Annotated in this window: 25 protein-coding genes and 1 other annotated feature; of the genes, 20 read left to right on the top strand and 5 right to left on the bottom strand. The window is 38.9% G+C overall.

What is annotated here, in order from left to right:
- The first annotated feature begins 59 nt into the window (after positions 1–59).
- The 7 genes from rnc (at position 60) to ftsY (ending at position 8,890) form a co-directional block, all read left to right on the top strand.
- Positions 60–758 carry a ribonuclease III gene (gene rnc / locus KJR31_RS03350; protein ID WP_214262064.1) on the top strand — a complete coding sequence of 233 codons (699 nt, stop codon included), beginning with the start codon at positions 60–62 and terminating at the stop codon, positions 756–758.
- Positions 749–4,288: a chromosome segregation protein SMC gene (gene smc / locus KJR31_RS03345; protein ID WP_214262063.1), complete on the top strand. Its 3,540-nt coding sequence runs from the start codon at positions 749–751 to the stop codon at positions 4,286–4,288. The genes rnc and smc overlap by 10 nt, the downstream gene beginning before the upstream one ends.
- Before the next feature lie 89 nt (positions 4,289–4,377).
- A complete protein-coding gene (locus tag KJR31_RS03340; protein ID WP_214262062.1) occupies positions 4,378–5,037 on the top strand; it encodes a trimeric intracellular cation channel family protein in 660 nt (219 codons plus the stop codon).
- A gap of 145 nt (positions 5,038–5,182) precedes the next feature.
- Positions 5,183–5,761, top strand: a complete 579-nt coding sequence (locus KJR31_RS03335) for an HD domain-containing protein (protein ID WP_214262061.1) — start codon at positions 5,183–5,185, stop codon at positions 5,759–5,761.
- A 121-nt stretch (positions 5,762–5,882) separates the two neighbouring features.
- A complete protein-coding gene (locus KJR31_RS03330) occupies positions 5,883–6,674 on the top strand; it encodes a Cof-type HAD-IIB family hydrolase (RefSeq protein ID WP_214262060.1) in 792 nt (263 codons plus the stop codon).
- Positions 6,674–7,492: a Cof-type HAD-IIB family hydrolase gene (locus tag KJR31_RS03325; RefSeq protein ID WP_214262059.1), complete on the top strand. Its 819-nt coding sequence runs from the start codon at positions 6,674–6,676 to the stop codon at positions 7,490–7,492. The genes KJR31_RS03330 and KJR31_RS03325 overlap by 1 nt, the downstream gene beginning before the upstream one ends.
- A gap of 3 nt (positions 7,493–7,495) precedes the next feature.
- The gene (gene ftsY, locus KJR31_RS03320; RefSeq protein ID WP_214262058.1) at positions 7,496–8,890 is read left to right on the top strand and encodes a signal recognition particle-docking protein FtsY; all 1,395 of its coding nucleotides are present in this window, start codon (positions 7,496–7,498) and stop codon (positions 8,888–8,890) included.
- Positions 8,891–8,929: 39 nt separating this feature from the next.
- Here ftsY and zwf read toward each other — a convergent pair whose 3' ends face one another.
- The 3 genes from zwf to KJR31_RS03305 form a co-directional block, all read right to left on the bottom strand.
- Positions 8,930–10,417, bottom strand: a complete 1,488-nt coding sequence (zwf, locus tag KJR31_RS03315) for a glucose-6-phosphate dehydrogenase (RefSeq protein WP_214262057.1) — start codon at positions 10,415–10,417, stop codon at positions 8,930–8,932.
- A 150-nt stretch (positions 10,418–10,567) separates the two neighbouring features.
- On the bottom strand, positions 10,568–11,308 hold the full coding sequence (locus KJR31_RS03310) for an amino acid ABC transporter ATP-binding protein (RefSeq protein ID WP_214262056.1): 741 nt from the start codon (positions 11,306–11,308) through the stop codon (positions 10,568–10,570).
- Positions 11,308–12,753 carry an amino acid ABC transporter substrate-binding protein/permease gene (locus KJR31_RS03305; protein WP_214262055.1) on the bottom strand — a complete coding sequence of 482 codons (1,446 nt, stop codon included), beginning with the start codon at positions 12,751–12,753 and terminating at the stop codon, positions 11,308–11,310. Before KJR31_RS03305 ends, KJR31_RS03310 begins: the two co-directional genes overlap by 1 nt.
- 179 nt (positions 12,754–12,932) lie before the next feature.
- Here KJR31_RS03305 and uvrB point away from each other — a divergent pair, with 179 nt between their 5' ends.
- From uvrB to KJR31_RS03265, 8 genes are all read left to right on the top strand, one after another.
- A complete protein-coding gene (gene uvrB, locus KJR31_RS03300) occupies positions 12,933–14,921 on the top strand; it encodes an excinuclease ABC subunit UvrB (protein WP_214262054.1) in 1,989 nt (662 codons plus the stop codon).
- 9 nt (positions 14,922–14,930) lie between these two features.
- A complete protein-coding gene (locus tag KJR31_RS03295) occupies positions 14,931–15,494 on the top strand; it encodes a GNAT family N-acetyltransferase (RefSeq protein ID WP_075567382.1) in 564 nt (187 codons plus the stop codon).
- Positions 15,460–15,957, top strand: coding sequence for a GNAT family N-acetyltransferase (locus tag KJR31_RS03290; protein ID WP_214262053.1), 498 nt, complete (start codon positions 15,460–15,462; stop codon positions 15,955–15,957). The genes KJR31_RS03295 and KJR31_RS03290 overlap by 35 nt, the downstream gene beginning before the upstream one ends.
- A 93-nt stretch (positions 15,958–16,050) precedes the next feature.
- The gene (locus KJR31_RS03285) at positions 16,051–16,677 is read left to right on the top strand and encodes an NAD(P)H-dependent oxidoreductase (protein ID WP_214262052.1); all 627 of its coding nucleotides are present in this window, start codon (positions 16,051–16,053) and stop codon (positions 16,675–16,677) included.
- Positions 16,674–17,225: a hypothetical protein gene (locus KJR31_RS03280; RefSeq protein WP_214262051.1), complete on the top strand. Its 552-nt coding sequence runs from the start codon at positions 16,674–16,676 to the stop codon at positions 17,223–17,225. The genes KJR31_RS03285 and KJR31_RS03280 overlap by 4 nt, the downstream gene beginning before the upstream one ends.
- A gap of 269 nt (positions 17,226–17,494) precedes the next feature.
- Positions 17,495–17,722, top strand: coding sequence for a hypothetical protein (locus tag KJR31_RS03275; RefSeq protein WP_214262050.1), 228 nt, complete (start codon positions 17,495–17,497; stop codon positions 17,720–17,722).
- A gap of 2 nt (positions 17,723–17,724) precedes the next feature.
- A complete protein-coding gene (locus KJR31_RS03270) occupies positions 17,725–18,165 on the top strand; it encodes a hypothetical protein (protein WP_214262049.1) in 441 nt (146 codons plus the stop codon).
- 12 nt (positions 18,166–18,177) lie between these two features.
- Complete coding sequence (locus KJR31_RS03265) at positions 18,178–18,645, top strand: 8-oxo-dGTP diphosphatase (protein ID WP_214262048.1); 468 nt, start codon at positions 18,178–18,180, stop codon at positions 18,643–18,645.
- Here the strand turns inward: KJR31_RS03265 and KJR31_RS03260 are convergent.
- Positions 18,642–19,157: a transcription repressor NadR gene (locus KJR31_RS03260; protein ID WP_214262047.1), complete on the bottom strand. Its 516-nt coding sequence runs from the start codon at positions 19,155–19,157 to the stop codon at positions 18,642–18,644. The two genes, KJR31_RS03265 and KJR31_RS03260, sit on opposite strands and share 4 nt — an antisense overlap.
- A 10-nt stretch (positions 19,158–19,167) precedes the next feature.
- Positions 19,168–19,695 carry an ECF transporter S component gene (locus KJR31_RS03255; protein WP_214262046.1) on the bottom strand — a complete coding sequence of 176 codons (528 nt, stop codon included), beginning with the start codon at positions 19,693–19,695 and terminating at the stop codon, positions 19,168–19,170.
- A 131-nt stretch (positions 19,696–19,826) separates the two neighbouring features.
- On the opposite strand from KJR31_RS03255, the gene KJR31_RS03250 reads away from it, so the two are divergent.
- The 5 genes from KJR31_RS03250 (at position 19,827) to glyS (ending at position 25,262) form a co-directional block, all read left to right on the top strand.
- Positions 19,827–20,225, top strand: a complete 399-nt coding sequence (locus KJR31_RS03250) for a hypothetical protein (RefSeq protein ID WP_214262045.1) — start codon at positions 19,827–19,829, stop codon at positions 20,223–20,225.
- Positions 20,226–20,335: 110 nt separating this feature from the next.
- Positions 20,336–20,471 (top strand) — a sequence feature (ribosomal protein L10 leader region).
- Between the two features lie 38 nt (positions 20,472–20,509).
- The gene (gene rplJ, locus KJR31_RS03245) at positions 20,510–21,010 is read left to right on the top strand and encodes a 50S ribosomal protein L10 (protein ID WP_049530475.1); all 501 of its coding nucleotides are present in this window, start codon (positions 20,510–20,512) and stop codon (positions 21,008–21,010) included.
- 74 nt (positions 21,011–21,084) lie between these two features.
- On the top strand, positions 21,085–21,453 hold the full coding sequence (rplL, locus tag KJR31_RS03240; RefSeq protein WP_001196964.1) for a 50S ribosomal protein L7/L12: 369 nt from the start codon (positions 21,085–21,087) through the stop codon (positions 21,451–21,453).
- Positions 21,454–22,028: 575 nt separating this feature from the next.
- Positions 22,029–22,946 (top strand): glycine--tRNA ligase subunit alpha, encoded by a 918-nt coding sequence (gene glyQ, locus KJR31_RS03235; protein ID WP_214262044.1) that lies wholly within the window; start codon positions 22,029–22,031, stop codon positions 22,944–22,946.
- 279 nt (positions 22,947–23,225) lie between these two features.
- Positions 23,226–25,262 carry a glycine--tRNA ligase subunit beta gene (glyS, locus tag KJR31_RS03230; protein ID WP_214262043.1) on the top strand — a complete coding sequence of 679 codons (2,037 nt, stop codon included), beginning with the start codon at positions 23,226–23,228 and terminating at the stop codon, positions 25,260–25,262.
- Positions 25,263–25,285 lie beyond the last annotated feature (23 nt).

The raw sequence follows: 25,285 nt of genomic DNA, 5'->3' as shown, positions 1-25,285 counted from the left end.
CTATGAATCCTTTTTTTGGTATAATGGAGTGTATTGTAATGTTTTAGAAAGAGGTTCTTATGAAAGAATTAGAAACCGTGTTAGAGCAACGTTTTGAGCTTGTTTTTTCAGATAAACAATTACTTGAAACTGCTTTTACTCATACTAGTTACGCAAATGAGCACCGCCTCTTAAAAATTTCACACAATGAACGCTTGGAATTCTTAGGAGACGCTGTTCTGCAATTATTGATTTCAGAATATCTGTACAAGAAATATCCTAAAAAACCAGAAGGTGATTTATCTAAACTTCGTGCCATGATTGTTCGCGAAGAGAGTTTAGCTGGTTTTGCGCGTGATTGCCAGTTTGATCAGTTTATCAAGCTAGGCAAAGGAGAAGAAAAATCAGGTGGTCGCAATCGTGATACCATCTTGGGTGATGCCTTTGAAGCCTTTTTGGGCGCCCTCCTTTTAGATAAGGGTCTGGCTAGTGTTAAGGAATTTATCTATCAAGTCATGATACCAAAGGTTGAAGCTGGTGATTTTGAAATGATTAAAGACTACAAGACTCACCTCCAGGAATTGCTTCAAGTAAATGGGGACGTTGATATTCGTTATCAGGTGATTTCGGAAAATGGACCTGCCCATGATAAGATGTTTGAGGTGGAAGTCCTTGTCGAAGGGAAGAGTCTAGGTACTGGTCAAGGACGATCTAAAAAATTGGCCGAGCAAGAAGCCGCTAAAAATGCAGTTGAGGAAGGGCTGGATTCATGTATTTAAAAGAAATTGAAATCCAAGGGTTTAAATCCTTTGCTGACAAGACCAAGGTTGTATTTGACCAAGGAGTAACAGCAGTTGTAGGACCTAATGGTTCTGGAAAATCAAACATCACGGAAAGTCTGCGTTGGGCACTAGGTGAATCTAGTGTAAAAAGCCTACGTGGTGGGAAGATGCCTGATGTCATCTTTGCAGGAACAGAAAGTAGAAAACCATTAAACTATGCTTCTGTAGTTGTTACTCTAGATAACCAGGACGGCTTTATCAAGGATGCAGGCCAGGAAATTAAGGTAGAGCGTCACATCTATCGTACGGGAGATAGCGAGTACAAGATTGACGGCAAAAAAGTCCGTCTTCGTGATATTCATGACCTTTTCTTAGATACTGGTCTTGGGCGCGATTCCTTCTCTATTATTTCCCAAGGGAAGGTCGAAGAAATTTTTAATTCCAAACCTGAGGAGCGTCGGGCTATTTTTGAAGAAGCGGCCGGAGTCTTGAAGTATAAGACTCGTCGAAAAGAGACAGAAAGTAAACTGCAACAAACTCAAGACAATTTAGACCGCTTGGAAGATATCATCTATGAGTTAGACAATCAAATCAAGCCCTTAGAAAAGCAAGCAGCTACAGCTCGTAAATTTATAGAAATAGATGGTCAGCGTAAGGCTATCTACTTGGATGTTTTGGTTGCACAAATTCAAGCCAGTAAAGCTGAATTGGATTTAACAGAAGAAGAATTAAACCAAGTTCAAGAACTTTTGACGAACTACTATCAAAAACGTGAAGAATTAGAGGAAGAAAACCAAACTCTTAAAAAGAAACGTCATGATTTGCAAGCTGAAATGTCAAAAGACCAGTCCACACTGATGGATTTGACTGGTCTAATCAGTGAGTTAGAGCGTAAGTTAGCCTTGTCAAAACTGGAAACAGAACAAGTCGCTCTCAATCAACAAGAAGCTCAAGCACGATTAGCTAGTTTGGACGAAAAGAGAAATGCTCTCATTCAGGAGAAGGAAGAAAAAGAAGCAAATCTCAGTCAGTTAGAAGAAAATTTAGCGGTCAATACTAAGGAACTCAATCGTTTAGAAGCAGAGTTATTAGCTTTTTCTGATGATCCAGATCAAATGATTGAGCAATTGCGTGAACGTTTCGTGGCTTTCTTACAGGAAGAAGCGGATGTCTCTAACCAATTGACACGGATTGAGAATGACCTTGAAAATAGTCGCCAACAGACTCAAAAGCAAGAAGAACAATTAGAATCCTTGAAGGAACAATTGGCTTCTGCCAAGTCCAAGGCTAGTGAGCAAGAGCTTGCCCTTAAATCAGCTAAAGAAGAAGTACAAAGCTTACTTGCTGACTATCAGACCAATGCTAAGCAAGAAGAAGAACAAAAGCAGGCTTATCAAAGTCAGCAAAATCAACTCTTTGACCGTTTGGATAATCTGAAAAACAAACAGGCCAAGGCGCAAAGTTTGGAAAACATTCTTAAGAACCATAGCAATTTTTATGCGGGTGTTAAGAGTGTTCTCCAAGAAAAAAATCGCTTGGGTGGTATTATCGGGGCAGTCAGTGAACATTTAACCTTTGATGTTCGTTATCAGACAGCTCTTGAAATTGCACTTGGTGCAAGTAGCCAACACATCATCGTTGAAGACGAACAGGCAGCGACTAAAGCTATCGACTTCCTTAAACGAAATCGAGCTGGTCGTGCGACTTTCCTACCTTTGACAACCATTAAGGCTCGTAGCATTTCAGGTCAGAATCAAGATGTGATTGCCTCAAGTCCTGGTTTTCTTGGTATGGCAGATGAATTGGTGACATTTGATAGCAAGCTTGAAGCTATCTTTAAAAATCTGCTAGCTACTACAGCTATCTTTGATACAGTTGAGCATGCGCGTGATGCTGCTCGTAAGGTACGCTATCAAGTTCGTATGGTAACGCTAGACGGTACAGAACTACGAACAGGTGGTTCATATGCTGGTGGGGCCAATCGTCAAAATAACAGCATTTTCATCAAGCCTGAATTGGAGCAGTTGCAAAAAGAGATTGCTCAAGAAGAAAAACTTCTTCGCCAAGAGGAAGAAAATCTGAAGTCAGTTCAAGAATCCTTGAATGAACTTAGCCAAACTTTGGAGACTATTAAGTCCCAGGGAGAGCAAGCTCGTATCCAGGAACAAGGCTTATATCTGGCTTATCAACAAACTAGCCAGCAGGTCGAAGAACTTGAAACCCTTCTAGAACTTCAGGAAAAAGAATTAAATAACCTCAGAGGTGGAGATTGGCAAGCTGAAAAGGAAAAATGCCAAGAACGTCTTGCAGTTATTTCAACTGAAAAGCAAAAGCTGGAATCTGAAATCGAAGAAATCAAGTCCAATAAAAATGCTATTCAGGAACGCTACCAAAACTTGCAGGATAAACTTTCTCAAGAACGTCTGTTCAAAACAGAAATGATAGGGCGAAAACGTTACGAAGTTGCGGATATTGAACGGATTAACAAAGAACTTGAGAACCTCAATATCGAACAAGAAGAGATTGAACGTCTTTTGCAAGAAAAAGTAGACAATCTTGAAAAAGTTGATACAGAACTTTTGACCAAGCAGGAAGCAGAAGCCAAGAGTCAGAAGGAAGAAATTCAACAAGGATTGATTCGTAAGCAGTTTGAACTAGACGACATTGAGGGACAACTGGATGATATTGCCAGTCATTTAGAACAAGCTCGTCAGCAAAATGAAGAATTGATTCGTAAGCAAACACGAGCAGAAGCGACCAAGGAGAAGATTACGGATCGCCTTCGCTATCTTCAAAGTCAATTGACTGAAGAATATCAGATTAGCTATACAGAAGCTTTGGAACAAGCTAATCCGTTAGAAGATTTAGCGATCGCTGAACAAAAGGTTAAGGATTTGGAAAAATCCATTCGTTCACTTGGTCCGGTCAATTTGGATGCCATTGAACAGTTTGATGAAGTGCACGAACGTTTAGAATTCTTGAATAGTCAGCGAGATGACATTCTTTCTGCTAAAAACTTACTTCTTGAGACCATTACAGAGATGAATGATGAAGTGAAAGAGCGCTTTAAGTCAACATTCGAAGCCATTCGGGAGTCCTTTAAAGTTACCTTTAAGCAGATGTTTGGTGGTGGTCAAGCAGACCTAATCCTGACAGAAGGAGATTTATTGACTGCAGGTGTCGAAATCTCTGTGCAACCACCAGGTAAGAAAATCCAATCCCTCAACCTCATGAGTGGTGGGGAGAAGGCTTTGTCAGCTCTAGCTTTGCTCTTCTCAATCATTCGTGTTAAGACCATTCCATTTGTAATACTAGATGAGGTAGAGGCCGCACTCGATGAGGCTAACGTTAAGCGTTTTGGTGATTATCTCAATCGATTTGATAAGGACAGCCAGTTTATCGTCGTTACCCACCGTAAGGGAACCATGGCAGCAGCAGACTCTATCTATGGGGTGACCATGCAAGAATCTGGTGTATCTAAGATTGTCTCTGTTAAACTAAAAGATTTAGAGAATATGGATGCTTAGTTTGTTTTCAATATGTAATTTCAAGTTAGAGCATGTAGAATGACCTTCAAGAAGTCGGAAAGGTTACAAAAATAAATTGAGGAGCTTATATGGATTTTGATCTATTCCTAATGATCTGTAATTATGTTGGGACTATAGCCTTTGCGGCGTCAGGAGCCATCAAAGGATTTGGTAAACGTTTAGACATTTTTGGGATTAGTTTATTGGCAATTGTAACGGCAGTAGGCGGTGGGATTTTGAGAGATTCTATTATCAGTCGTTTTCCTTCCGCTCTCGCAGATCCTGGACCGATTTATGTCTCTATCTTTGTAGCAGTCATCATGTATGTCTTTGTGACTTCAAAACAAGCCAATGCAAGTCAAGAAAAAAAATTCTACAAGTGGCTGAGAGAAGCTTATCTTATCTTTGACTCGATTGGCTTAATTATCTTCTCTCTAATTGGAGCTACAGCTTTAGCTGATAGTAAATTGAATTTGATGTCTGCAGGGATTTTGGCCTGTTTAACGGGAGCAGGTGGTGGTATTATCCGAGACCTCCTGATCAATGAAGTTCCAAGTGTCCTAAAAGAAGACATCTATGCCCTTCTATCTTTTGTAATTGGCGTTATTTATTACTGGTTGGCCTTTGTCCTCCATTTTCCAAGAATTACTGCCTTTATCATTCTCTCAATTGTTGGTTTTGTGATTCGACTCTGTATTATTAAGTTTAAGCTCTCTTTGCCAAATATGGATAAGAGAACCTTGAACTGATGAATAAACGAAACTTATTTTATATAGGCGTCTAATCTCATATGGATTAGGCGCTATTTTATTTTTTTGCAAATACGGGAAATATTTGATGAAATTAATATTTTTTGATATTATATCTAAAATTTAAAATAAGATAGGAGCAGCAATGAGTAATTTGAAACATTCAGTTGATTTTATTAAAGAAATAGAGAAATTGAAGTCAGTAACAAGATTTAATAGAACCCTTGATGGACGGTTTGAAAATAGTGCTGAGCATTCTTGGCAAGGTGCGATAGCTGCTATAGTTCTTCAAGATTATTATCCTGAAAAATTGAATATGGAGAAGGTCATTTCTATGTTATTGATTCATGATTTAGGTGAGATTTATGCCGGAGATACTTGGGTTTTTGATAATGAAAAAAAGGTTCATTCTCATGATAGAGAGCTAGAATCTATAGAAAAAACAATGAGCCTCCTTCCAAAAGAGAGATATTTGAATATGAAAAATTTGTGGTTGGAATTTGAAAAAGGTCAGAGTGCTGAAGCAAGATATGCAAGAGTGATCGATGCATTGGTACCACTGATAAATCACTTAGAAGTTTCAGAATTAAATTATAACCCTGATAATATCAGTGCAGACATGGTATTAGAAAAGAAAAAGTTCATAAAAAGTGAATCAGAAGAATTATGGAAACTGACGGAAGATTTGATTCAGGAAAGTGTAGAGAAGGGCTTATATTTATAATAACAATTGTCCCTAGGGGTTGATTTATAGAAGACAAGGACGTGTCAATTCAGCACGTCTTTTTTTACTTTTTCTATGGTATAATAGAAGATAGATTTACAACTGGAGAATATGAGTATTTATGATTAAACTAGTCGCAACTGATATGGACGGGACTTTTCTAGATGAAGCTGGCCAATTTGATATGGAGCGTTTAAAAAAGCTTCTCCATTCTTATAAAGAAAAAGGAATCTACTTTGCTGTAGCATCAGGTCGTGGTCTCTTATCACTTGAAAAGCATTTTGCGGATGTTAAAGATGAGATTATTTTCATTGCTGAAAATGGGAGTCTGGTTCGTTTTCATGGACAAGACCTCTATGAAGCGACCATGCCTAGAGATTTTTACCTATCAACTTTTGAAAAGCTAAAGACTTCACCTTATTTCGATGAGAAGAAGATGCTCTTGACTGGTAAGAAAGCTTGCTATGTTTTAGATACTGTAGATGAAACCTATCTCATGTTTAGTCATCATTACAATGAAAATATCCAAAAAATAGCTAGTCTTGAAGATATCACAGATGAGATTTTCAAATTCACAACTAACTTTACAGAAGAGACAGTTGAAGCCGGAGAAGCTTGGGTCAATGAACATGTGCCTGGTGTTAAGGCTATGACGACTGGTTTTGAATCCATTGATATTGTTCTTGATTATGTGGACAAGGGAGTTGCGATTGTCGAATTGGCTAAGAAGTTAAATCTGAATATGGATCAAGTGATGGCCTTCGGTGACAATCTCAATGACCTTCACATGATGCAGGTTGTAGGACACCCGGTCGCACCTGAAAATGCTCGCCCAGAAATTCTAGAACTTGCTGAAACAGTTATCGGTCACCACAAAGACCAGTCAGTTATTGCTTATATGGAGGGATTGTAATGACGGATATTAAATTAATCGCATTGGACTTGGATGGAACTTTGCTAACGACAGATAAGAAATTGACTGATCGTACCAAGGCAACTTTAAAGGCTGCGCGTGAACAAGGGGTCAAGGTAGTCCTAACAACTGGACGTCCCCTCAAGGCCATGGATTTCTTCCTTAAAGAGCTTGGTACAGATGGGCATGAGGATGAGTATACCATTACTTTTAATGGTGGTTTGGTTCAGAAAAATACGGGTGAGATCCTTGATAAGACAGTTTTTTCTATTGATGATGTGACGCGTATTTATGAAGAAACTGAAAAACTAGGAATCCCATTAGATGCCATTTCAGAAGGAACAGTCTATCAAATCCAATCTGACCAAGAAAGTTTATATGCCCAGTTTAACCCGGCTCTAACGTTTGTACCAATTGCTTTTGAAGACTTGTCTAGTCAGGTGACCTACAATAAATGCGTGACAGCCTTTCCTCAGGAGCCTTTGGATGCGGCTATTCAGAAGATTTCACCAGAATTATTTGACCAGTATGAGATTTTTAAATCTCGTGAACTCTTGCTAGAATGGTCACCAAAAAATGTCCATAAGGCGACTGGTTTAGCTAAACTGATTGAGCACCTAGGGATTGATCAAAGTCAGGTGATGGCCTGCGGAGATGAGGCTAATGACCTTTCGATGATTGAGTGGGCCGGTCTTGGTGTCGCTATGCAAAATGCTGTTCCAGCAGTAAAGGCTGTGTCAAATGTAGTGACACCAATGACCAATGACGAGGAAGCTGTTGCCTGGGCAATTGAAAAATACGTACTGAAGGAGAATTAAAGGATGGGATTATTTGACCGTTTATTTGGAAAAATAGAAGAACCAAAGATTGAAGATGTTGTCAAAGAGGCTCTAGAAAACATTGATTTATCGGATGATAGCGAACAAACTGAGCTACCAGTAACTGAAGACATCCAAACTAAAGAGCCTGTAGAAGACAACTTACCAGAAGAAGACCAGGAAGAAATCGACAATGGCTCATCTGAAACAGAGGTTGTAGAAGAACCTATCATTGAGCCAGTTGACGAAGTTGACTTTTCTCAAGATGAACCAATTCAAATCGAAGAGGCAGACAGTCCTCAAGAGGAATTGACTCATGTTGAAGAAGTAACTTTAAGTGAAAGTGTTGAGGAAGATGCTGATCAAACTCAATCAAACGAGACAGAAGTTGAAATCACTGAAGAACTTGAACCAGAGACGACCGAGGAAGTGGAAGAAGATCTAGCAATTGAGGAAACCCCTCAGGTCGAAGAGACTGTACAGGAAAAGTATGATCGCAGTCTCAAGAAAACTCGTACAGGATTTGGTGCCCGTTTAAATGCCTTTTTTGCTAATTTTCGCTCAGTTGATGAAGAATTTTTTGAAGAACTAGAAGAACTACTGATCATGAGTGATGTTGGTGTTCAGGTAGCTTCAAATCTTACTGAAGAGTTGCGTTATGAAGCTAAACTTGAGAATGCTAAAAAACCAGAAGCCCTTCGTCGTGTCATCATTGAGAAATTGGTGGAGCTTTACGAGAAAGATGGAAACTACAATGAAAGCATCAACTTCCAAGATGGTTTGACAGTCATGCTCTTTGTAGGTGTCAATGGAGTCGGGAAAACAACTTCTATCGGGAAATTGGCACACCGTTACAAACAAGCTGGTAAAAAGGTTATGCTTGTTGCTGCTGATACCTTCCGTGCGGGTGCGGTTGCTCAGTTAGCTGAATGGGGTCGTCGTGTAGATGTTCCTGTTGTAACAGGTCCTGAGAAAGCTGATCCAGCCAGCGTTGTCTTTGATGGGATGGAGCGAGCAGTAGCAGAAGGTATTGATATTTTGATGATAGATACAGCAGGCCGTCTGCAAAACAAAGAAAACTTGATGGCAGAGTTGGAAAAGATTGGTCGTATTATCAAACGTGTCGTGCCAGAAGCCCCTCATGAAACCTTCCTAGCTTTGGATGCTTCAACAGGACAAAATGCTCTTGTACAAGCTAAAGAGTTTTCAAAAATTACTCCTGTTACTGGGATTGTATTAACTAAGATTGATGGAACTGCCCGAGGTGGTGTTGTTTTGGCTATCCGTGAGGAACTTAATATTCCTGTTAAGCTGATTGGTTTTGGTGAAAAAATCGATGATATCGGTGAGTTCAATTCTGAAAACTTTATGAAGGGTCTTCTAGAAGGTCTGATATAGAAGAAAATCCTGCAAGAATTCTTGCAGGATTGTTTTTAATTATTCTAGTCGACCATCCTTACGATAGGCGATATCTGGTTGCCAAGTCCATTGAGCTCCGTATTTTTCAAGCAAATCAAAGCTAGCTTGAGGTCCCATGGTACCAGCCTTGTAGTCATGAAGGGGAGCACCGTTTTCAGCCCAAAGCTTCTCAATACGGTCAATTAATTTCCATGATGCACTCACTTCATCCCAGTGGCTAAAGTTTGTTGAGTTATTGTTCAAAACATCATAGATCAGTTTTTCATATGGGTCTGGTGAAGCACCTGTAGCAGTCGCATCTGTTCGATAGTCAAGAGAATTTGGCGCGAGGCTAAACTCTTCCCCTACCTTTTTACCGTTAAGGCTGAGAGAGAATCCTTCAGTCGGTTGGATATAGATGGTAAGCACATTCGGTGCTAGGGGTTCTCCAAAAATGGAATCCATTTGTTTGAAGACAATGTTTACGTGTGTTCCTTTTTCAGTTAGGCGTTTACCTGTACGGAAGAAGAAAGGTACACCACGGAAACGATCAGTATCTACAAAGAAGGTACCTGAAGCAAAGGTTTCTGTCATAGATTCAGGGTTTACATTTGGTTCACTGCGGTAAGAAATGTATTTCATACCATCAACTTTACCAGAACGATATTGACCACGGATAAAGTGTTCTTTCAATTCTTCATCTGAAGGATGATAAAGGTTCTTGAAGACTTTGATTTTCTCCGCACGAATGTCATCCTTTGTAAAGCTTGCTGGCTTGTCCATAGCAAGGAGTGACAGAAGTTGGAGGGTATGGTTTTGAACCATGTCACGAAGAGCACCTGATTCATCATAGTAGCCACCACGCTCTTCAACACCTAGACGTTCTGCAAAGGTGATCTGAACATTATCGATATGCTCACGATTCCAAACATTTTCAAAAATCATATTGGCAAAGCGAATAGCAAAGATGCTTTGAATCATTTCCTTACCAAGATAATGGTCGATACGGAAAATTTGTTCTTCGTCAAATGTTGCTAGGAGTTCTTCATTTAGTTTGCTTGCAGTAGCATAGTCTGTACCGAAAGGTTTCTCAACAATCAAACGTTCAAAGCCTTTACCGTCAACGATTTGCTCTGACTTGAGGTGTTTAGCGATGGTACCAAAAAATTGTGGTGCCATTGAGAGGAAGAAGAGTTTGTTGTGGTCAGCTTGATATTTTTCGTTTAACTCAGCTTGAAGCTTGCGTAATTCGATATAGTGTTCGGTATCATTAACGTCGTGACTTTGATAGTAAAAATGACTAGCAAATGCTTGAGCCTCTTCTACGCTATCTGCCAAATCTAAAATGGATTCGACTACAACAGACTCAAAATATTCCTTACTCCAAGGTCTACGAGCAGTTCCAATAACAGCAAAATGATCAGACAAATTACCTGATTTATAAAGTCTAAAAAGTGAAGGGTAGAGCTTGCGTTTAGCCAAATCTCCACTAGCACCGAAAATTGTAACAATAACTTTAGATGACATCCAGCTACCTAATTTCTATTTACTTCCCTAGATATCCTAGGTGTGAGGAATTCCTCGATTATATACCCTCTATTTTATCATAATTTTCTAAAAAATCCAAAATTCCAATACAAGTAACAAAAAAACTGCAAGGTGTCCCTTGCAGTTTTTCTAGGCGTTTAGAACCTTGTCTAAAAATTCTTTTAGACGAGGATGTTGTGGGTTATCAAATATTTGATCAGGTGTCCCATCTTCTAGGAATTCACCGTCTGCTGTAAAGATAACTCGATTAGCAACCTTACGAGCAAATCCCATTTCGTGGGTTACGATAATCATGGTCATGCCTTGTTCAGCCAACTCTTTCATAACGTTCAGAACATCGCCGACCATCTCAGGGTCAAGGGCAGAAGTTGGTTCGTCAAAGAGCATAATATCAGGGTTCATTGCTAAACCGCGAGCGATAGCCACACGTTGTTTTTGACCACCGGAGAGGCTTTCAGGATTTGCATTAGCTTTATCAGCCAATCCAACTTTTTCAAGGAGTTCCATACCCAATTTTTCAGCTTCAGCCTTGGTCATTAACTTATGTTCTACAGGAGCAAAAGTGATATTTTCCAAAACAGTCATATGTGGGAAGAGATTAAAGTGTTGAAACACCATTCCGATATTTTCACGAACATGGTCCACGTTGGTAGATTTATCCGTCAAATCATAGCCGTTAACTGTAATAGTTCCTTTTGTTCCTTCCTCTAGAAGATTTAGGCTACGCAAGAAAGTAGATTTACCAGAACCTGAGGGACCGATAATGCAGACAACATCTCCTTCGTAGAATTTTGCTGAAATTCCTTTAAGAACTTTGTTTTTACCATAATGTTTATGTAAATTATGAACGTCAATTTTTAACTTAGCCATTATTGAATCCTCTTTTCTAAGCGTTTTGCAAGTCTAGTAAGAAGAGTGATAATCACAAGGTAGAAGACTGCGAGAATTGCATACATTTTGAAACTTTGGTAGTTACGGGCGATGATGATTTTACCAGTTTGGAAGAGTTCGACCAGACCGATGGCAGATACAATCGTTGTATCTTTAAGAGTGATAACAAATTGGTTAACGAAGTTTGGAAGCATGAGCTTGGTTGCTTGTGGCAAGACAATCTTACGCATGGTTTTACTGTAAGAGATACCAAGGCTTCGACTAGCTTCCATTTGTCCAACAGGTACGGCCTTAATACCACCACGAACAATTTCAGCGATGTAGGCAGCTGAGTTTAGGGAAAGTGCAATTGTACCAGCGACAAAGTCGTTGATTGGACTTTGTTGACCTGTAAGAGATTCGATAAAGTTTGGAATCCCCCAGAAAATGAAAGCAGCAAGAATCATCAATGGAATACCACGGATAACGTCAACGAAAATCTCTGAAATCATACGGAGGGATTTATATGGGCTGACACTAAACATCCCAAAGATAATTCCGATGAAAATCGCAATTACAAATGAAAGAAGTGCTAATGAGAGAGTAATACCAAGTCCGCTGAGAAGTTGTTTGTAGTTGTTTTTCAACAAGCCCCAAATAGTCGTTTCATCAGCAGTTGAGGTTGTGGTAGTAGAATTGCTTGCTAGATATTTATCTAGAATTTTTTGGAATTCTCCATTCGCCTTAAGGTTTGCGAGTCCCTTGTTAAACTTCTCTAGCAATTCTGGATTGCTTCCTTTTTTGACAGCAAAGGCAGTTTCTCCAATTGGTGTACCTTCGATTGGTGTTTTTAATTTTTGTCCTTGGCTGATAGAATATTTAATAACAGGCTCATCGTCCATGACGGCATCAATTGAACCAGTATTTAAACTATCATACATAGATGCAGCATCTGAAAAAGTTTTGATTTTGTAACCGTATTTGCTTTGGTTCTCTGTTAGGAAGCTTTGTGAAGCTGTACCATTCTTGACACCTACAGTCTTACCGTTCAAATCTTCATAAGAAGAAATGGTACTTGATTCTTTAACACCGAGGATAGTATTTGCTGTATAGTAAGAATCTGAGAAATCGAAAGTTTCTTTACGGGCATCAGTTACAGACATTCCTGCAATGACACCGTCTGCTTGTCCAGATTGAACAGCGTTAATAGCTGCGTCAAAGCCAGGGTTGGTAATTTCAATCTCAAAACCTTGGTCTTTGGCAATAGCCTTGATGAGATCCATATCGATACCAGTGTACTGGTTACTTGAGTCTTGAAAAACAAAAGGTGCAAAAGATGAGTCGCTGGCGATAACATATTTGGTTTTCTCAGTATCAGCTTTTACGAGCCCTAATGAGAAAATAGGAAATAAAATTAGCAAACATGCTAGGATTTTTTTCTTCATGTGATGTCTCCTTTCAGGGTATTTTCAAATTATAGCAGAAAAAATTAAATCCGGCAAATATTTTATATTTCTATGTAAGAAGATATAACATAGAATAAGGTAAGGTGGTCTGTTGAGAAAAAGAAACTCTTTCCTTTTTATGGTAAAATAGAAGGATAGAAAATGTGTATGAGGCTATTATGATAAATCGAATTACAGATAATAAATTTAAACTAGTATCAAAATACCAACCTTCAGGAGATCAACCACAAGCGATTGAGCAGTTGGTCGATAATATCGAGGGTGGCGAGAAGGCTCAGATTCTGATGGGGGCGACGGGTACAGGGAAAACCTATACCATGAGTCAGGTCATTTCTAAAGTCAATAAACCAACTTTGGTTATTGCCCACAATAAGACTCTGGCCGGTCAGCTCTATGGGGAGTTCAAGGAATTTTTCCCTGAAAATGCAGTCGAGTACTTCGTATCTTACTATGATTATTACCAGCCAGAGGCCTATGTCCCTTCTAGCGATACCTACATTGAGAAGGATAGTTCGGTCAATGATGAAATTGACAAGCTTCGTCACTCAGCAACTTCAGCTCTCTTGGAGCGGAATGATGTTATCATTGTGGCATCAGTTTCTTGTATCTATGGATTGGGTTCCCCTAAAGAATATGCTGATAGTGTGGTAAGTTTGCGTCCGGGTCTTGAGATTTCTCGAGATAAACTGCTTAATGACTTGGTGGACATTCAGTTCGAGCGCAATGACATTGACTTCCAACGTGGTAGATTTCGTGTACGTGGAGATGTGGTGGAGATTTTCCCAGCCTCTCGTGATGAGCATGCCTTTCGAGTTGAGTTTTTCGGGGATGAGATTGACCGTATCCGTGAAGTCGAAGCTCTAACTGGTCAAGTTCTGGGCGAAGTGGATCATTTGGCGATTTTCCCAGCCACTCACTTTGTGACCAATGATGACCACATGGAAGTAGCTATTGCTAAGATTGAGGCTGAGTTGGAGGAGCAGTTAGCTATCTTTGAGAAGGAAGGTAAACTCCTCGAAGCGCAACGCTTGAAACAGCGTACAGAGTACGATATCGAGATGCTTCGTGAGATGGGCTATACAAACGGCGTTGAAAACTATTCCCGTCACATGGATGGACGGAGCGAAGGAGAGCCACCGTACACCCTTCTTGATTTCTTCCCGGATGATTTTTTGATTATGATTGATGAGAGCCACATGACCATGGGACAAATCAAGGGCATGTACAATGGTGACCGTTCTCGTAAGGAAATGTTGGTGAATTATGGTTTCCGTTTGCCATCTGCCTTGGATAATCGTCCTCTCCGTCGTGAAGAGTTTGAAAGTCATGTTCACCAGATCGTCTATGTTTCAGCGACACCTGGTGATTATGAACACGAGCAGACTGATACCGTTATTGAGCAAATCATTCGTCCGACTGGTCTTTTGGATCCAGAAGTAGAAGTCCGTCCAACTATGGGACAAATTGATGATCTTTTGGGTGAAATCAATGCCCGTGTTGAAAAGAACGAACGTACCTTTATTACAACCTTGACCAAGAAAATGGCTGAAGACTTGACTGACTATTTCAAAGAAATGGGAATCAAGGTCAAATATATGCACTCGGATATCAAGACTTTAGAGCGAACAGAGATTATCCGTGACCTGCGTTTGGGTGTTTTTGATGTCTTGGTCGGAATTAACCTCCTTCGTGAAGGGATTGATGTTCCAGAGGTAAGTTTGGTTGCTATTCTCGATGCTGACAAGGAAGGTTTCCTTCGTAATGAGCGTGGACTCATTCAGACCATCGGTCGTGCTGCCCGAAATAGCGAGGGGCATGTCATCATGTATGCGGACACTATGACGCAGTCTATGCAATGTGCCATTGATGAAACGGCTCGCCGTCGTAAAATCCAGATGGCCTATAATGAAGAACATGGTATTGTACCTCAGACAATCAAGAAAGAAATCCGTGACCTGATTTCTGTCACAAAAGCTGTGGCTAAGGAAGAGGATAAGGAAGTCGATATCAATAGCCTCAATAAACAAGAACGTAAAGACCTTGTCAAGAAACTAGAAAAACAAATGCAAGAAGCCGTCGAAGTGCTTGATTTCGAGTTAGCAGCTCAAATACGTGATATGATGTTGGAAGTCAAGGCGTTGGATTGAGGAATAAATATGATCGATTTAAGAAAATTAATTGAAGAAGATTTGGTGTCTTTGTGGGAAATTGCTTATTCACAATCTAATCCAATTTGGAAGCAGTATGATGCTCCCTATTATGACGATTATCAGCATTTTCCTAATTTTCAAGAATTTAAACTCCAAAAATCAGAATCTACTCTAAACAACTCAAATCGCCTTGGCATTTTTGTTGATGATAAACTAGTTGGGACTGTTTCGCGCTACTGGGTATGTAAACAAACAAGATGGATGGAATTGGGAATTTGTATTTATGATAACAAATTTTGGAACTCTGGAATTGGAAAAGCTGCTATGCTACAGTGGATAGATCGGACATTTCAGGATTACTTGGAGTTGGAGCATCTTGGTTTGACAACTTGGTCAGGAAATTTTGGTATGATGAAATTGGCTGAGAAATTAAGAATGAAAAAAGAAGCTCATATTCCAAAAGTTCGTTATTATCAAGGCAAATATTTTGATAGTATTAAATATGGCATTTTGAGAGAAGAATGGGAGGAAGCAAATGGTCATCACTGTCAAACAGATGGAAACTCCTGAAGAGATAGAAGGTAAGTCCCTTGTTCACTGGCAAACGTGGAGAGAGGCTTATGACGATCTTTTGCCTCCAGAATTTCAGGAGACTATGACATTAGATAGATGTCGTTTTTTTAGTCAAAAGTATCCAGAAAATACCTTGATTGCTATGGATGGAAAGCAGGTCGTTGGATTTATCAGCTATGGAAACTTTCGTGATGAGACTATTCAAGCTGGTGAAATTATTGCTTTATATGTCTTAAAAGACTATTATGGAAAAGGTATTGCTCAGAAATTAATGAAGGAAGCTTTGAGGACTCTTGATCATTTTTCTGAAATTTATTTATGGGTATTGAAAGATAATAAGCGAGCCATTGCTTTCTATCAAAAAATGGGTTTTACTGTTGATGGCCAAGAACAAATACTTGAACTAGGAAAACCTGTTAAGGAATTGCGGATGGTGTGTTCTTCAAATAAAGATTCCTAAAGACGTATCTATCAATATTTGAACTATTATCAATTAATCGAGTTTAAAGAGTGAAAGAGATAGAATGAAGCAAAGAGATGAAGGAGAGAACTTATGAAAATTCTAGTTATCAATGGACATCCTGATAAGGAAAGTTACTGCCAGGCTATTTTTCAAACCATTGTAAACAATATTGACACAATGCATCATGAGCTTGAAATCATCAATCTCAATGAAGAGGACTTTGACCCTGTCCTTCGCTACGGCTATCGAAAACGGATGGATGAAGATCCCTTTATCCTTCGTTCCCAAGAATTAATCCAGTGGTCAGACCATTTTATCTTTGTCTATCCCATCTGGTGGAGTAGTATGCCGAGTCTTCTGAAAGGTTGGATTGATCGGGTCTTTACACCGGGGATTGCCTACTCGGCCAATAATCAGGGCAGCTTTATCTGGAATTATCTCAGAGGTAAGCAGTTTAAAAAGTTATTAAAAGGGAAAACGGCCTGTATTTATGCGACCTCGATGGCGCCTACTTGGTGGTACAAAATCTTTTCAGGTCCTATCAACATTCCAGATAGCTATGGCATCTCTATTTTGAAAAATGCGGTCTTGAATCACTGTGGAATTAAAACTAAGCGCGTGTGCGTACTAGGTGAAGTTGGACGGGATGTGAATACAGCAAGTATGCGTGAAGAACATCTCCAAAAAGTAGCAGAAGAAGTTAAAAAATTATCATGAAACAAGATAATAAAAAAGAGAAAAAATCAAAAAAACTCTATATGCCAAATCGAAAAATGAGCTGGCTAGATAAAGTAAAATTGTGGTTGCTACAGCATTCAAAAATAGCTTTTCTATTAGATTGTAGTGTATTTTGGTTCTCAGCTATCGGGTTATTTTATTTGTTGCTTGGAACAACTTTTGTTCCAAAACCATATCAAAACTTCAATTATGTCTTTCCACTTATTATGAATCTAATATTCTTAGTGAATATACTTTATCAGGGTATTTTTAGAGATAATTTCGATGGAATGACTAGAGTCCAAGATTTTGCAAATCCATTCTTGTACCTAAATGGAGTAGGTTTGTTGTTTCACACTTTCTTTGGAATAATGGGTAGAAATAGAAAGTCTATTCCTCCCTTACTAACCTTAGATCACCGCTACATCTGGTTTCCAATTCTTACTTATATAACCTTCTTCTTAGTGGCTGCTTTGATCATTTTGATTGCCAAGCATATTGAAAAGAAAAAGGGAAAAGAAGAAAATAGGGAAAATCCACACAAATGAAAAAGAATAAAAGAAATTCAAATACAAAAAAGAATCTCTCAATGAAAGAAAGTTTTCATCTTTGGCTAGATTCTCATAAATTTTTAGGATTCTTCTTGATCCTCGGTCTTATCCTAGCAATAGGACTAAGTTTGAATCTAATTTTTGAAAGTCTTCCTATTCCTTCACCATACAGAGATATCAACTATAGTTTTCCAATATATATAAATCTTTTTTGCCTGGTATATCAATTCTTTGACTATTGGTTCCTAGACTTGACTAGGACAAGAATGACGATAAAAAGATATGCAGATTTATTTATCTATCTTAATAGTATCGGTTTAATAGTTCATCTCTTTATTGGGATTGGTGGGAAAAATAGTAAAGGGATTTTACCTTCTCTCTTATCTCTAGATCACCGCTACATCTGGTTTCCAATTCTTACTTATATAACCTTCTTCTTAGTGGCTACTTTGATTATTTTAATTTCCAAATATGTTAAAAAGAAAAGGAGTTAATCATGCTGAAACATCTGACTGTATTTAGGGTAATTTACCTTTCGTGCCTGGTATTTGTACTGATTCATTTTATCTTAGGATTGTTTGGTTTAGCTTTTACACCAATTTTATGGAATATCTGGTTCTTTGGCCTCTGCCTAACCTTATTTATTCAGCCGTGGACCATCTTTTATAAAACGAGGATTTTTCAATGGCATCATCTGATTTTTCAAGCTCTCAGTGGATTTTTCGCTCTTTTAATCTGGTTAATGATATTCTTTTTCCTATCTTTCATTCCAGACTCATCCATACCTATCAGTATAGACTATCAAGTTAATAGTAAAGACAAAGAGATAAGAATTAATAGGGGTTTTTTTCTTGATGATATTCGTGAATATCACGACTTGATTAATCCTTTGATTATGAAGTCTAAAATTAAGTACAAGATAGAAAATTATTATTAGAAAGTGAGTCCTATGTCTCGAGCGCAATTAACCATTCTTACCAATATTTGTATGATTGAAGACCTTGAAAAGCAGCGCGTGGTCATGCAGTATCGTTCACCCGAAAGCAATCGCTGGTCTGGCTATGCTTTTCCAGGAGGCCATGTTGAAGATGGAGAGGCTTTTGCAGAGTCAGTTATTCGTGAAATATACGAGGAAACAGGTCTGACAATCCAAAATCCTCAACTTGTCGGCATTAAAAATTGGCCCTTAGATACAGGAGAGCGTTATATTGTCTTTTGTTATAAGGCGACTGAGTTCTCAGGTACCCTTCGTTCCTCAGATGAAGGAGAAGTTTACTGGGTACAAAAAGACCAGATTCCAAATTTGAATCTGGCCTATGATATGTTACCCTTGATGGAAATGATGGAAGCACCTGACAAGTCGGAATTTTTCTACCGTCGTCGTACAGAAGACGGATGGGAAAAGAAAACTTTTTAATCCTTTACCAAATACCCTAACTTGTCCAAGGCTTTCTCGATATAGAGAAGGTCTTGTTTATTTTCTGCTTCAATCAAATGATAATGGACGCCATCTGTTAATTCAGATAAGGGTCTAAAGTCTGAGGTCTTGACTTGGTTTAAAAAATGCTCGACATCCCTACGGCAACTTAGTTTGAGGAGGGTTTCGATTTCTCCGTAAACAGGATGATCTATCTGGATATTTTGAACTCGTCCACCATTATCAACAATGGCAAGGAGTTCTTGTTCCATATCTTCTTCTTTGTGTTTAACTTTAAAAAGTTTATGTACATAAGAATTTGATTTACTTTCCTTATAGATATATCCACGATTGGTTGATAAGATAGGAGCACCATCTGCACGAAGAACAGCAATGTCCTGAACAATAATCTGGCGAGTGACATGAAAATGTTCTGCTAAACTTTGGCCGTTTAGAGGTTTTTGTGATTCCTTTAGAAGTTGTAAGAGGGCTTCTTTTCTATTTTTTGTCATAGTCTCTTTCTTAATGGCGTTTTTTTAGTGCTTTATAAACAGCTAAGGCTAAGTAATAGTCTATCATACTATGGATAATAGTACCAAATCCAACCAATACAAACAAGACATAGAACATATTTTTTAGGTCTGTTCCTGTACTAGCGTAAAAGATGATACAAGCCAACACTTCAGCAATAGCGTGAACCAAACCGAGTACAAAGTTAAAAATCAAAGAAGATTTAGGATTATCCAAGGTTTGAGGGTATTTTTGAAGATAGAAAGCTCCAAGAGTTCCAAAGAAGATATGTGAGAGAGCTCGAAGGACGATGACAATTGGGTAACCCGCCAAAAGGAAGCCGATACTTGAACCCACGATTACAAAGATAGCCATCCATGGTGAGAGAAACATAGCAATAAAAATGGCTACGTGACTTCCTAGAGTATAAGAAGCTGGAGGAATAACTAGTTTAAAGGGCATGAATAAGGGGATGAGGATAGCGATAGCTGTCAGTAATGCGGTTACGGTCATGAATTGGGTTTTCTTTTGTGTGTTCATAATAACTCCTTTTTATCTGTATATACAGTTGTATAGTACACTAAAATTTTAAACTAGTCAAGGAGTAAATTGCATTTCTGAAGAAAAATAGTTAAACTATAGTAAAGTATCTTAGTAAATGGAGAGTTAAGATGATTGATATTGTATATCCGATTTTTGTTATTCATTATTTAGCCAAACAGAAAAAAACAGGAATAATAGTATCGACATTTACTACGTTTACAGCCTATAGTTTTTTGCTGATCTCCCTCATTAAAATTACTTTTGGATCGATAGCACTAATGGTTTTCAGTATACCCATTTTTGGTTTTCTCTTTTTTAGTGTTATTGGGGAAATATTTCTACATATTAGTATTATTTATGGAATCACCTTGCTTTTTTTGTCATTATCTATTTATATAGACGGTCATAAAAATAGCCAAGCTATTCAGAACACACACTCCACACCATTTATGTTTTATCTACTAATGTTATCTTTTCATGCACTCTTAATCTATACTAACTTAGTTCCAATTCTTTCTATTCAATGAAAAATCTAAGTATTTTCTTTATTAAAAAAGCAGCAGAAGAAGGACAAATAATTAAAAAAATTTTTTGAGAAAAAGACTTGCTTTGAAATGACAGATATGGTATACTTATAAACGGTTTGAAAAAACTGCCTAAGACAGTAGGGGAGCTCGACTCATAAATATCCTACCGAGGACAAAACGTATCATGTAAAAAGAAGCGTATTGTACTTTCGTGTCTAGGTTTGGGCGCGTTTTTCTTTTGGAAAAATTCCCCAAGCAAAATAATTACGGAGGTGAACACACTAATGAGTGAAGCAATTATTGCTAAGAAAGCGGAACTAGTTGACGTAGTAGCTGAGAAAATGAAAGCTGCTGCATCAATCGTCGTTGTAGACGCTCGTGGTTTGACAGTTGAACAAGATACAGTTCTTCGTCGTGAGCTTCGTGGAAGCGAAGTTGAGTATAAAGTTATTAAAAACTCAATCTTACGTCGTGCAGCTGAAAAAGCTGGTCTTGAAGATCTTGCATCTGTTTTTGTTGGACCATCTGCAGTAGCATTTTCTAACGAAGATGTTATCGCACCAGCGAAAATCTTGAACGACTTTGCTAAAAACGCTGACGCACTTGAAATCAAAGGTGGTGCAATCGAAGGCGCTGTCGCATCTAAAGAAGAAATCGTTGCTCTTGCAACTCTTCCAAACCGCGAAGGACTCCTTTCTATGCTCCTTTCTGTACTTCAAGCGCCAGTGCGCAACGTTGCTCTTGCAGTCAAAGCGGTTGCAGACAACAAAGAAGACGCAGCTTAATCTTAAGCTACGCAGCGTAGCCTAGCTACAAAAGATAACAAAATTAAATTTAAACATATTTGGAGGAAATAACAATGGCATTGAACATTGAAAACATTATTGCTGAAATTAAAGAAGCTTCAATCCTTGAATTGAACGACCTTGTAAAAGCTATCGAAGAAGAATTTGGTGTAACTGCAGCTGCTCCTGTAGCTGTTGCTGCAGCTGGTGCTGCTGACGCTGGTGCTGCTAAAGACTCATTTGACGTTGAATTGACAGCTGCTGGTGACAAAAAAGTTGGCGTTATCAAAGTTGTACGTGAAATCACTGGTCTTGGACTTAAAGAAGCTAAAGAACTTGTTGATGGTGCACCAGGTGTCATCAAAGAAGGCGTTCCAACTGCAGAAGCTGAAGAAATCAAAGCTAAATTGGAAGAAGCTGGAGCTTCAGTTACTCTTAAATAATAGAGCGACTACATTTGTAGCTTAAAAACATGATTAAACCGCTATTCTTAGGAGTAGCGGTTTTTCTTTTTGTTCTAGAAGGGGCATAAGAGCAATAGTTGTTTTATCATGAGATTATTTAGTAGTGATTCCTTATGTAAAAAATTTACTTTTTAATTCCTTTTTGTTATAATAGATGACAAGAAAGAATATCTTATCAGTAGATCCTAAGCGAGCCTGTGGTAGTGGGAGTCAGGTGGTTAAGAGATAAGTGTGGCGCTTTTGGTATTTTAATAAAGATAATGAAGTAATAAATTAGGGTGGAACCGCGTTTTTGACGCCCCTAGGTCACTTGACTTAGGAGCAAAGACACGGTTTTTTTGTTTTCTGAGTTGAGTGCATAAAAAATATAAAGGAGTAAAATATGTCTAAAAAATTGACATTCCACTGCGTCAGTGGCAGAGACCTCCTTACAGTCGGACTGCACCACGCTCAGCACTAGGGTGCCTGAGCTAAACGCAGTACTAACTCGTCTTGCCTCGTATAATCGACGAGGCAGACTCATGTCGCAATAATTTATAATAAAGGAGTAAATAATGTCTAAAAAACTAACCTTTCAAGAGATTATCTTGACTTTACAACAATACTGGAATGACCAGGGTTGTATGCTTATGCAGGCTTATGACAACGAAAAGGGTGCAGGTACAATGAGTCCGTATACTTTTCTTCGTGCTATTGGTCCTGAGCCATGGAATGCGGCTTATGTAGAGCCATCACGTCGTCCAGCAGACGGTCGTTATGGGGAAAACCCAAACCGTCTCTACCAACACCACCAATTCCAAGTGGTCATGAAACCATCACCATCAAACATTCAAGAACTTTACCTTGAGTCATTGGAAAAATTGGGGATCAATCCTTTGGAACACGATATTCGTTTCGTTGAAGATAACTGGGAAAACCCATCAACTGGATCTGCAGGTCTTGGTTGGGAAGTTTGGCTTGACGGTATGGAAATCACACAGTTTACTTATTTCCAACAGGTCGGTGGCTTGGCAACTGGTCCTGTAACTGCTGAGGTGACTTATGGATTGGAACGCTTAGCTTCTTATATCCAAGAAGTAGATTCTGTTTACGATATTGAGTGGGCTCCAGGAGTTAAATACGGAGAAATCTTCCTTCAGCCAGAATACGAACACTCAAAATACAGCTTTGAAGTTTCAGATCAAGATATGCTTCTTTCTAACTTCGAGAAATTCGAAAAAGAAGCAGGACGTGCTTTGGAGTTAGGGCTTGTTCACCCAGCCTACGACTACGTTTTGAAATGTTCACATACCTTTAACTTGCTTGATGCTCGCGGAGCTGTGTCTGTTACAGAACGTGCCGGTTATATCGCTCGCATCCGTAACTTGGCCCGTGTTGTAGCCAAGACCTTCGTAGCAGAACGTAAGAAACTCGGTTACCCACTTCTCGACGAAACCACACGTGCAAAACTCCTAGCAGAAGAGGAAGAGTAAACAGAGTTACAAGAATAAAAAAGGCTAACAAAATGAGCCTACGTAGCCACCTAGTGGCAAGTCGAAGACTTGCTAAAGGGATAGGCACTGCCGTACTGCTTGATGGGGATTTTTGAAACCTTAGGTTCAAAAATCAGTTGACTAAATCCACTTTGATGAGACTGTTGGAAATTTATGTCAAGGAGACATAGGATTTTCCTACAGCCTCACAAAGTTAGTTAGTGACGTCCCCAGTACCTAAGGTGCCTGTCAAAAAGAAGAAGATGTAAAGGAAAAAACATGACAAAAAACTTATTAGTAGAATTAGGACTTGAAGAGCTACCAGCCTACGTTGTCACACCAAGTGAAAAACAACTGGGTGAAAAAATGGCAGCCTTCTTAAATGAGAACCGCCTTTCATACGAAGGAATTCAAACCTTCTCGACTCCACGTCGTTTGGCTGTTCGCGTTCTTGGTTTAGCAGACCAACAAACAGATTTGACTGAAGATTTTAAAGGACCTTCTAAGAAAATTGCCTTGGATGCTGATGGAAACTTCTCAAAAGCTGCCCAAGGATTTGTCCGTGGAAAAGGCTTGACGGTAGATGATATTGAATTCCGTGAAATCAAAGGTGAAGAATATGTCTATGTAACTAAACATGAAGCTGGAAAACCAGCCGAGGAAGTTTTAGCAGGAATTCCAGAAGTTTTAGCTGGTTTAAGTTTTCCTGTCAGCATGCACTGGGCAAATAATACCTTTGAATACATCCGTCCAGTTCACACGTTGACTGTTCTTTTGGATGATAAAGCTCTTGATATGGATTTCCTTGATATTCATTCAGGCAGAGTCAGTCGAGGTCATCGCTTCCTTGGACATGAAGTTGAAATCCGTCACGCTGATAGTTATGAAGAAGACTTACGAAAAGTCTATGTCATTGCTGATAGCATTGAACGCGAAAATATGATTCGTGAACAAATCAAGGCTATCGAAGCAGAACAAGGAGTTCAAGTACAGATTGATGAAGGGCTTTTGAATGAAGTCTTGAATCTGGTTGAATACCCAACAGCCTTTATTGGTAATTTTGATCCTAAATACCTTGAAGTTCCAGAAGAAGTTTTAGTGACTTCAATGGAAACTCACCAACGCTACTTTGTTGTACGTGACCTTGAAGGAAATCTAAAACCAAACTTCATTTCTGTCCGCAATGGGAATGCCGAACACTTGGAAAATGTCATCCGAGGAAATGAGAAAGTCTTAGTTGCACGTCTGGAAGACGGAGAATTCTTCTGGCGTGAAGACCAAAAATTGAAGATTGAAGATCTTGTAGCCAAGTTATCGCATGTAACTTTCCATGAAAAGATTGGTTCACTTCGTGAGCATATGATTCGTACTGGGCAAATTGCTATCCTGTTAGCAGAAAAAGCTGGCTTATCAGTAGATGAAACACTTGATCTTGCTCGTGCTGCAGCCATTTATAAGTTTGACCTCTTAACTGGTATGGTTGGTGAATTTGATGAGCTTCAAGGAATCATGGGTGAGAAGTACGCTCTTCTTGCAGGAGAAAATGCTGCAGTGGCGCAAGCTATTCGTGAGCACTATCTTCCAGATTCAGCTGAGGGAGCTCTCCCTGAATCTAAAGTAGGAGCTATTCTTGCACTAGCTGATAAATTAGATACTCTCTTATCTTTCTTCTCTGTTGGTTTGATTCCATCTGGTTCAAACGACCCTTATGCCCTCCGTCGTGCAACACAAGGGATTGTTCGTATCTTAGAAGAATTCGGTTGGAATATTCCAATGGACGAGTTGATTGCAAGCCTTTATGCCTTATCGTTTGATAGTTTAACCTACGATAACCAAGAAGAAGTGCTGAACTTTATCAAAGCTCGTGTTGATAAGATGATGGGTTCTACTGCAAAAGATATCAAAGAAGCTGTTCTTGCAAGTTCAAACTTTGTTGTTTCAGATATGATTGAAGCAGCAGAAGCCTTAACTGAAGCAGCAAAATCTGAAGATTATAAATCATCAGTTGAGTCTCTATCTCGTGCCTTTAACTTGGCAGAAAAAGCAGAAGGATCAGTCAAAGTCGATTCAAATCTCTTTGAAAATGAACAAGAAAGAGAACTTACTCAAGCAGTAGAAAGTCTTGAATTGAAAGGTTCAGCTAGCGATAAATTAGCACAGCTATTTGCTCTTAGTCCAGTTATTGATGGATTCTTTGACAATACCATGGTTATGGCAGAGGATGTTGATGTTAAGAATAATCGTTTGGCTATTCTTGCTGAACTTGTGAATAAAGCAAAAACAGTGGCTGCTTTTAATCGTCTTAATACAAAATAGTAATTGAAAAATAGATTGGAGGT

The sequence above is a fragment of the Streptococcus infantis genome (genome assembly GCF_018499575.1).
Lineage (GTDB): Bacteria > Bacillota > Bacilli > Lactobacillales > Streptococcaceae > Streptococcus > Streptococcus infantis_K.
Note: the sequence above shows the minus strand (reverse complement) of the source record. Positions and strands in the feature narration are given on the sequence as shown.

What these genes read in the sequence shown, in the direction of transcription:
- KJR31_RS03335 (WP_214262061.1), top strand. Translation starts at nt 5,183, where the DNA reads ATGAGTAATTTGAAACATTCAGTTGATTTTATTAAAGAAATAGAGAAA.
- KJR31_RS03340 (WP_214262062.1), top strand. Translation starts at nt 4,378, where the DNA reads ATGGATTTTGATCTATTCCTAATGATCTGTAATTATGTTGGGACTATA.
- KJR31_RS03270 (WP_214262049.1), top strand. Translation starts at nt 17,725, where the DNA reads ATGCTGAAACATCTGACTGTATTTAGGGTAATTTACCTTTCGTGCCTG.
- rnc (WP_214262064.1), top strand. Translation starts at nt 60, where the DNA reads ATGAAAGAATTAGAAACCGTGTTAGAGCAACGTTTTGAGCTTGTTTTT.
- KJR31_RS03280 (WP_214262051.1), top strand. Translation starts at nt 16,674, where the DNA reads ATGAAACAAGATAATAAAAAAGAGAAAAAATCAAAAAAACTCTATATG.
- KJR31_RS03325 (WP_214262059.1), top strand. Translation starts at nt 6,674, where the DNA reads ATGACGGATATTAAATTAATCGCATTGGACTTGGATGGAACTTTGCTA.
- rplL (WP_001196964.1), top strand. Translation starts at nt 21,085, where the DNA reads ATGGCATTGAACATTGAAAACATTATTGCTGAAATTAAAGAAGCTTCA.
- zwf (WP_214262057.1), bottom strand. Translation starts at nt 10,417, where the DNA reads ATGTCATCTAAAGTTATTGTTACAATTTTCGGTGCTAGTGGAGATTTG.
- KJR31_RS03265 (WP_214262048.1), top strand. Translation starts at nt 18,178, where the DNA reads ATGTCTCGAGCGCAATTAACCATTCTTACCAATATTTGTATGATTGAA.
- uvrB (WP_214262054.1), top strand. Translation starts at nt 12,933, where the DNA reads ATGATAAATCGAATTACAGATAATAAATTTAAACTAGTATCAAAATAC.
- KJR31_RS03310 (WP_214262056.1), bottom strand. Translation starts at nt 11,308, where the DNA reads ATGGCTAAGTTAAAAATTGACGTTCATAATTTACATAAACATTATGGT.
- ftsY (WP_214262058.1), top strand. Translation starts at nt 7,496, where the DNA reads ATGGGATTATTTGACCGTTTATTTGGAAAAATAGAAGAACCAAAGATT.
- KJR31_RS03330 (WP_214262060.1), top strand. Translation starts at nt 5,883, where the DNA reads ATGATTAAACTAGTCGCAACTGATATGGACGGGACTTTTCTAGATGAA.
- KJR31_RS03275 (WP_214262050.1), top strand. Translation starts at nt 17,495, where the DNA reads ATGACGATAAAAAGATATGCAGATTTATTTATCTATCTTAATAGTATC.
- smc (WP_214262063.1), top strand. Translation starts at nt 749, where the DNA reads ATGTATTTAAAAGAAATTGAAATCCAAGGGTTTAAATCCTTTGCTGAC.
- KJR31_RS03285 (WP_214262052.1), top strand. Translation starts at nt 16,051, where the DNA reads ATGAAAATTCTAGTTATCAATGGACATCCTGATAAGGAAAGTTACTGC.
- rplJ (WP_049530475.1), top strand. Translation starts at nt 20,510, where the DNA reads ATGAGTGAAGCAATTATTGCTAAGAAAGCGGAACTAGTTGACGTAGTA.
- KJR31_RS03290 (WP_214262053.1), top strand. Translation starts at nt 15,460, where the DNA reads ATGGTCATCACTGTCAAACAGATGGAAACTCCTGAAGAGATAGAAGGT.
- KJR31_RS03250 (WP_214262045.1), top strand. Translation starts at nt 19,827, where the DNA reads ATGATTGATATTGTATATCCGATTTTTGTTATTCATTATTTAGCCAAA.
- KJR31_RS03260 (WP_214262047.1), bottom strand. Translation starts at nt 19,157, where the DNA reads ATGACAAAAAATAGAAAAGAAGCCCTCTTACAACTTCTAAAGGAATCA.
- KJR31_RS03255 (WP_214262046.1), bottom strand. Translation starts at nt 19,695, where the DNA reads ATGAACACACAAAAGAAAACCCAATTCATGACCGTAACCGCATTACTG.
- KJR31_RS03295 (WP_075567382.1), top strand. Translation starts at nt 14,931, where the DNA reads ATGATCGATTTAAGAAAATTAATTGAAGAAGATTTGGTGTCTTTGTGG.
- KJR31_RS03305 (WP_214262055.1), bottom strand. Translation starts at nt 12,753, where the DNA reads ATGAAGAAAAAAATCCTAGCATGTTTGCTAATTTTATTTCCTATTTTC.
- glyS (WP_214262043.1), top strand. Translation starts at nt 23,226, where the DNA reads ATGACAAAAAACTTATTAGTAGAATTAGGACTTGAAGAGCTACCAGCC.
- glyQ (WP_214262044.1), top strand. Translation starts at nt 22,029, where the DNA reads ATGTCTAAAAAACTAACCTTTCAAGAGATTATCTTGACTTTACAACAA.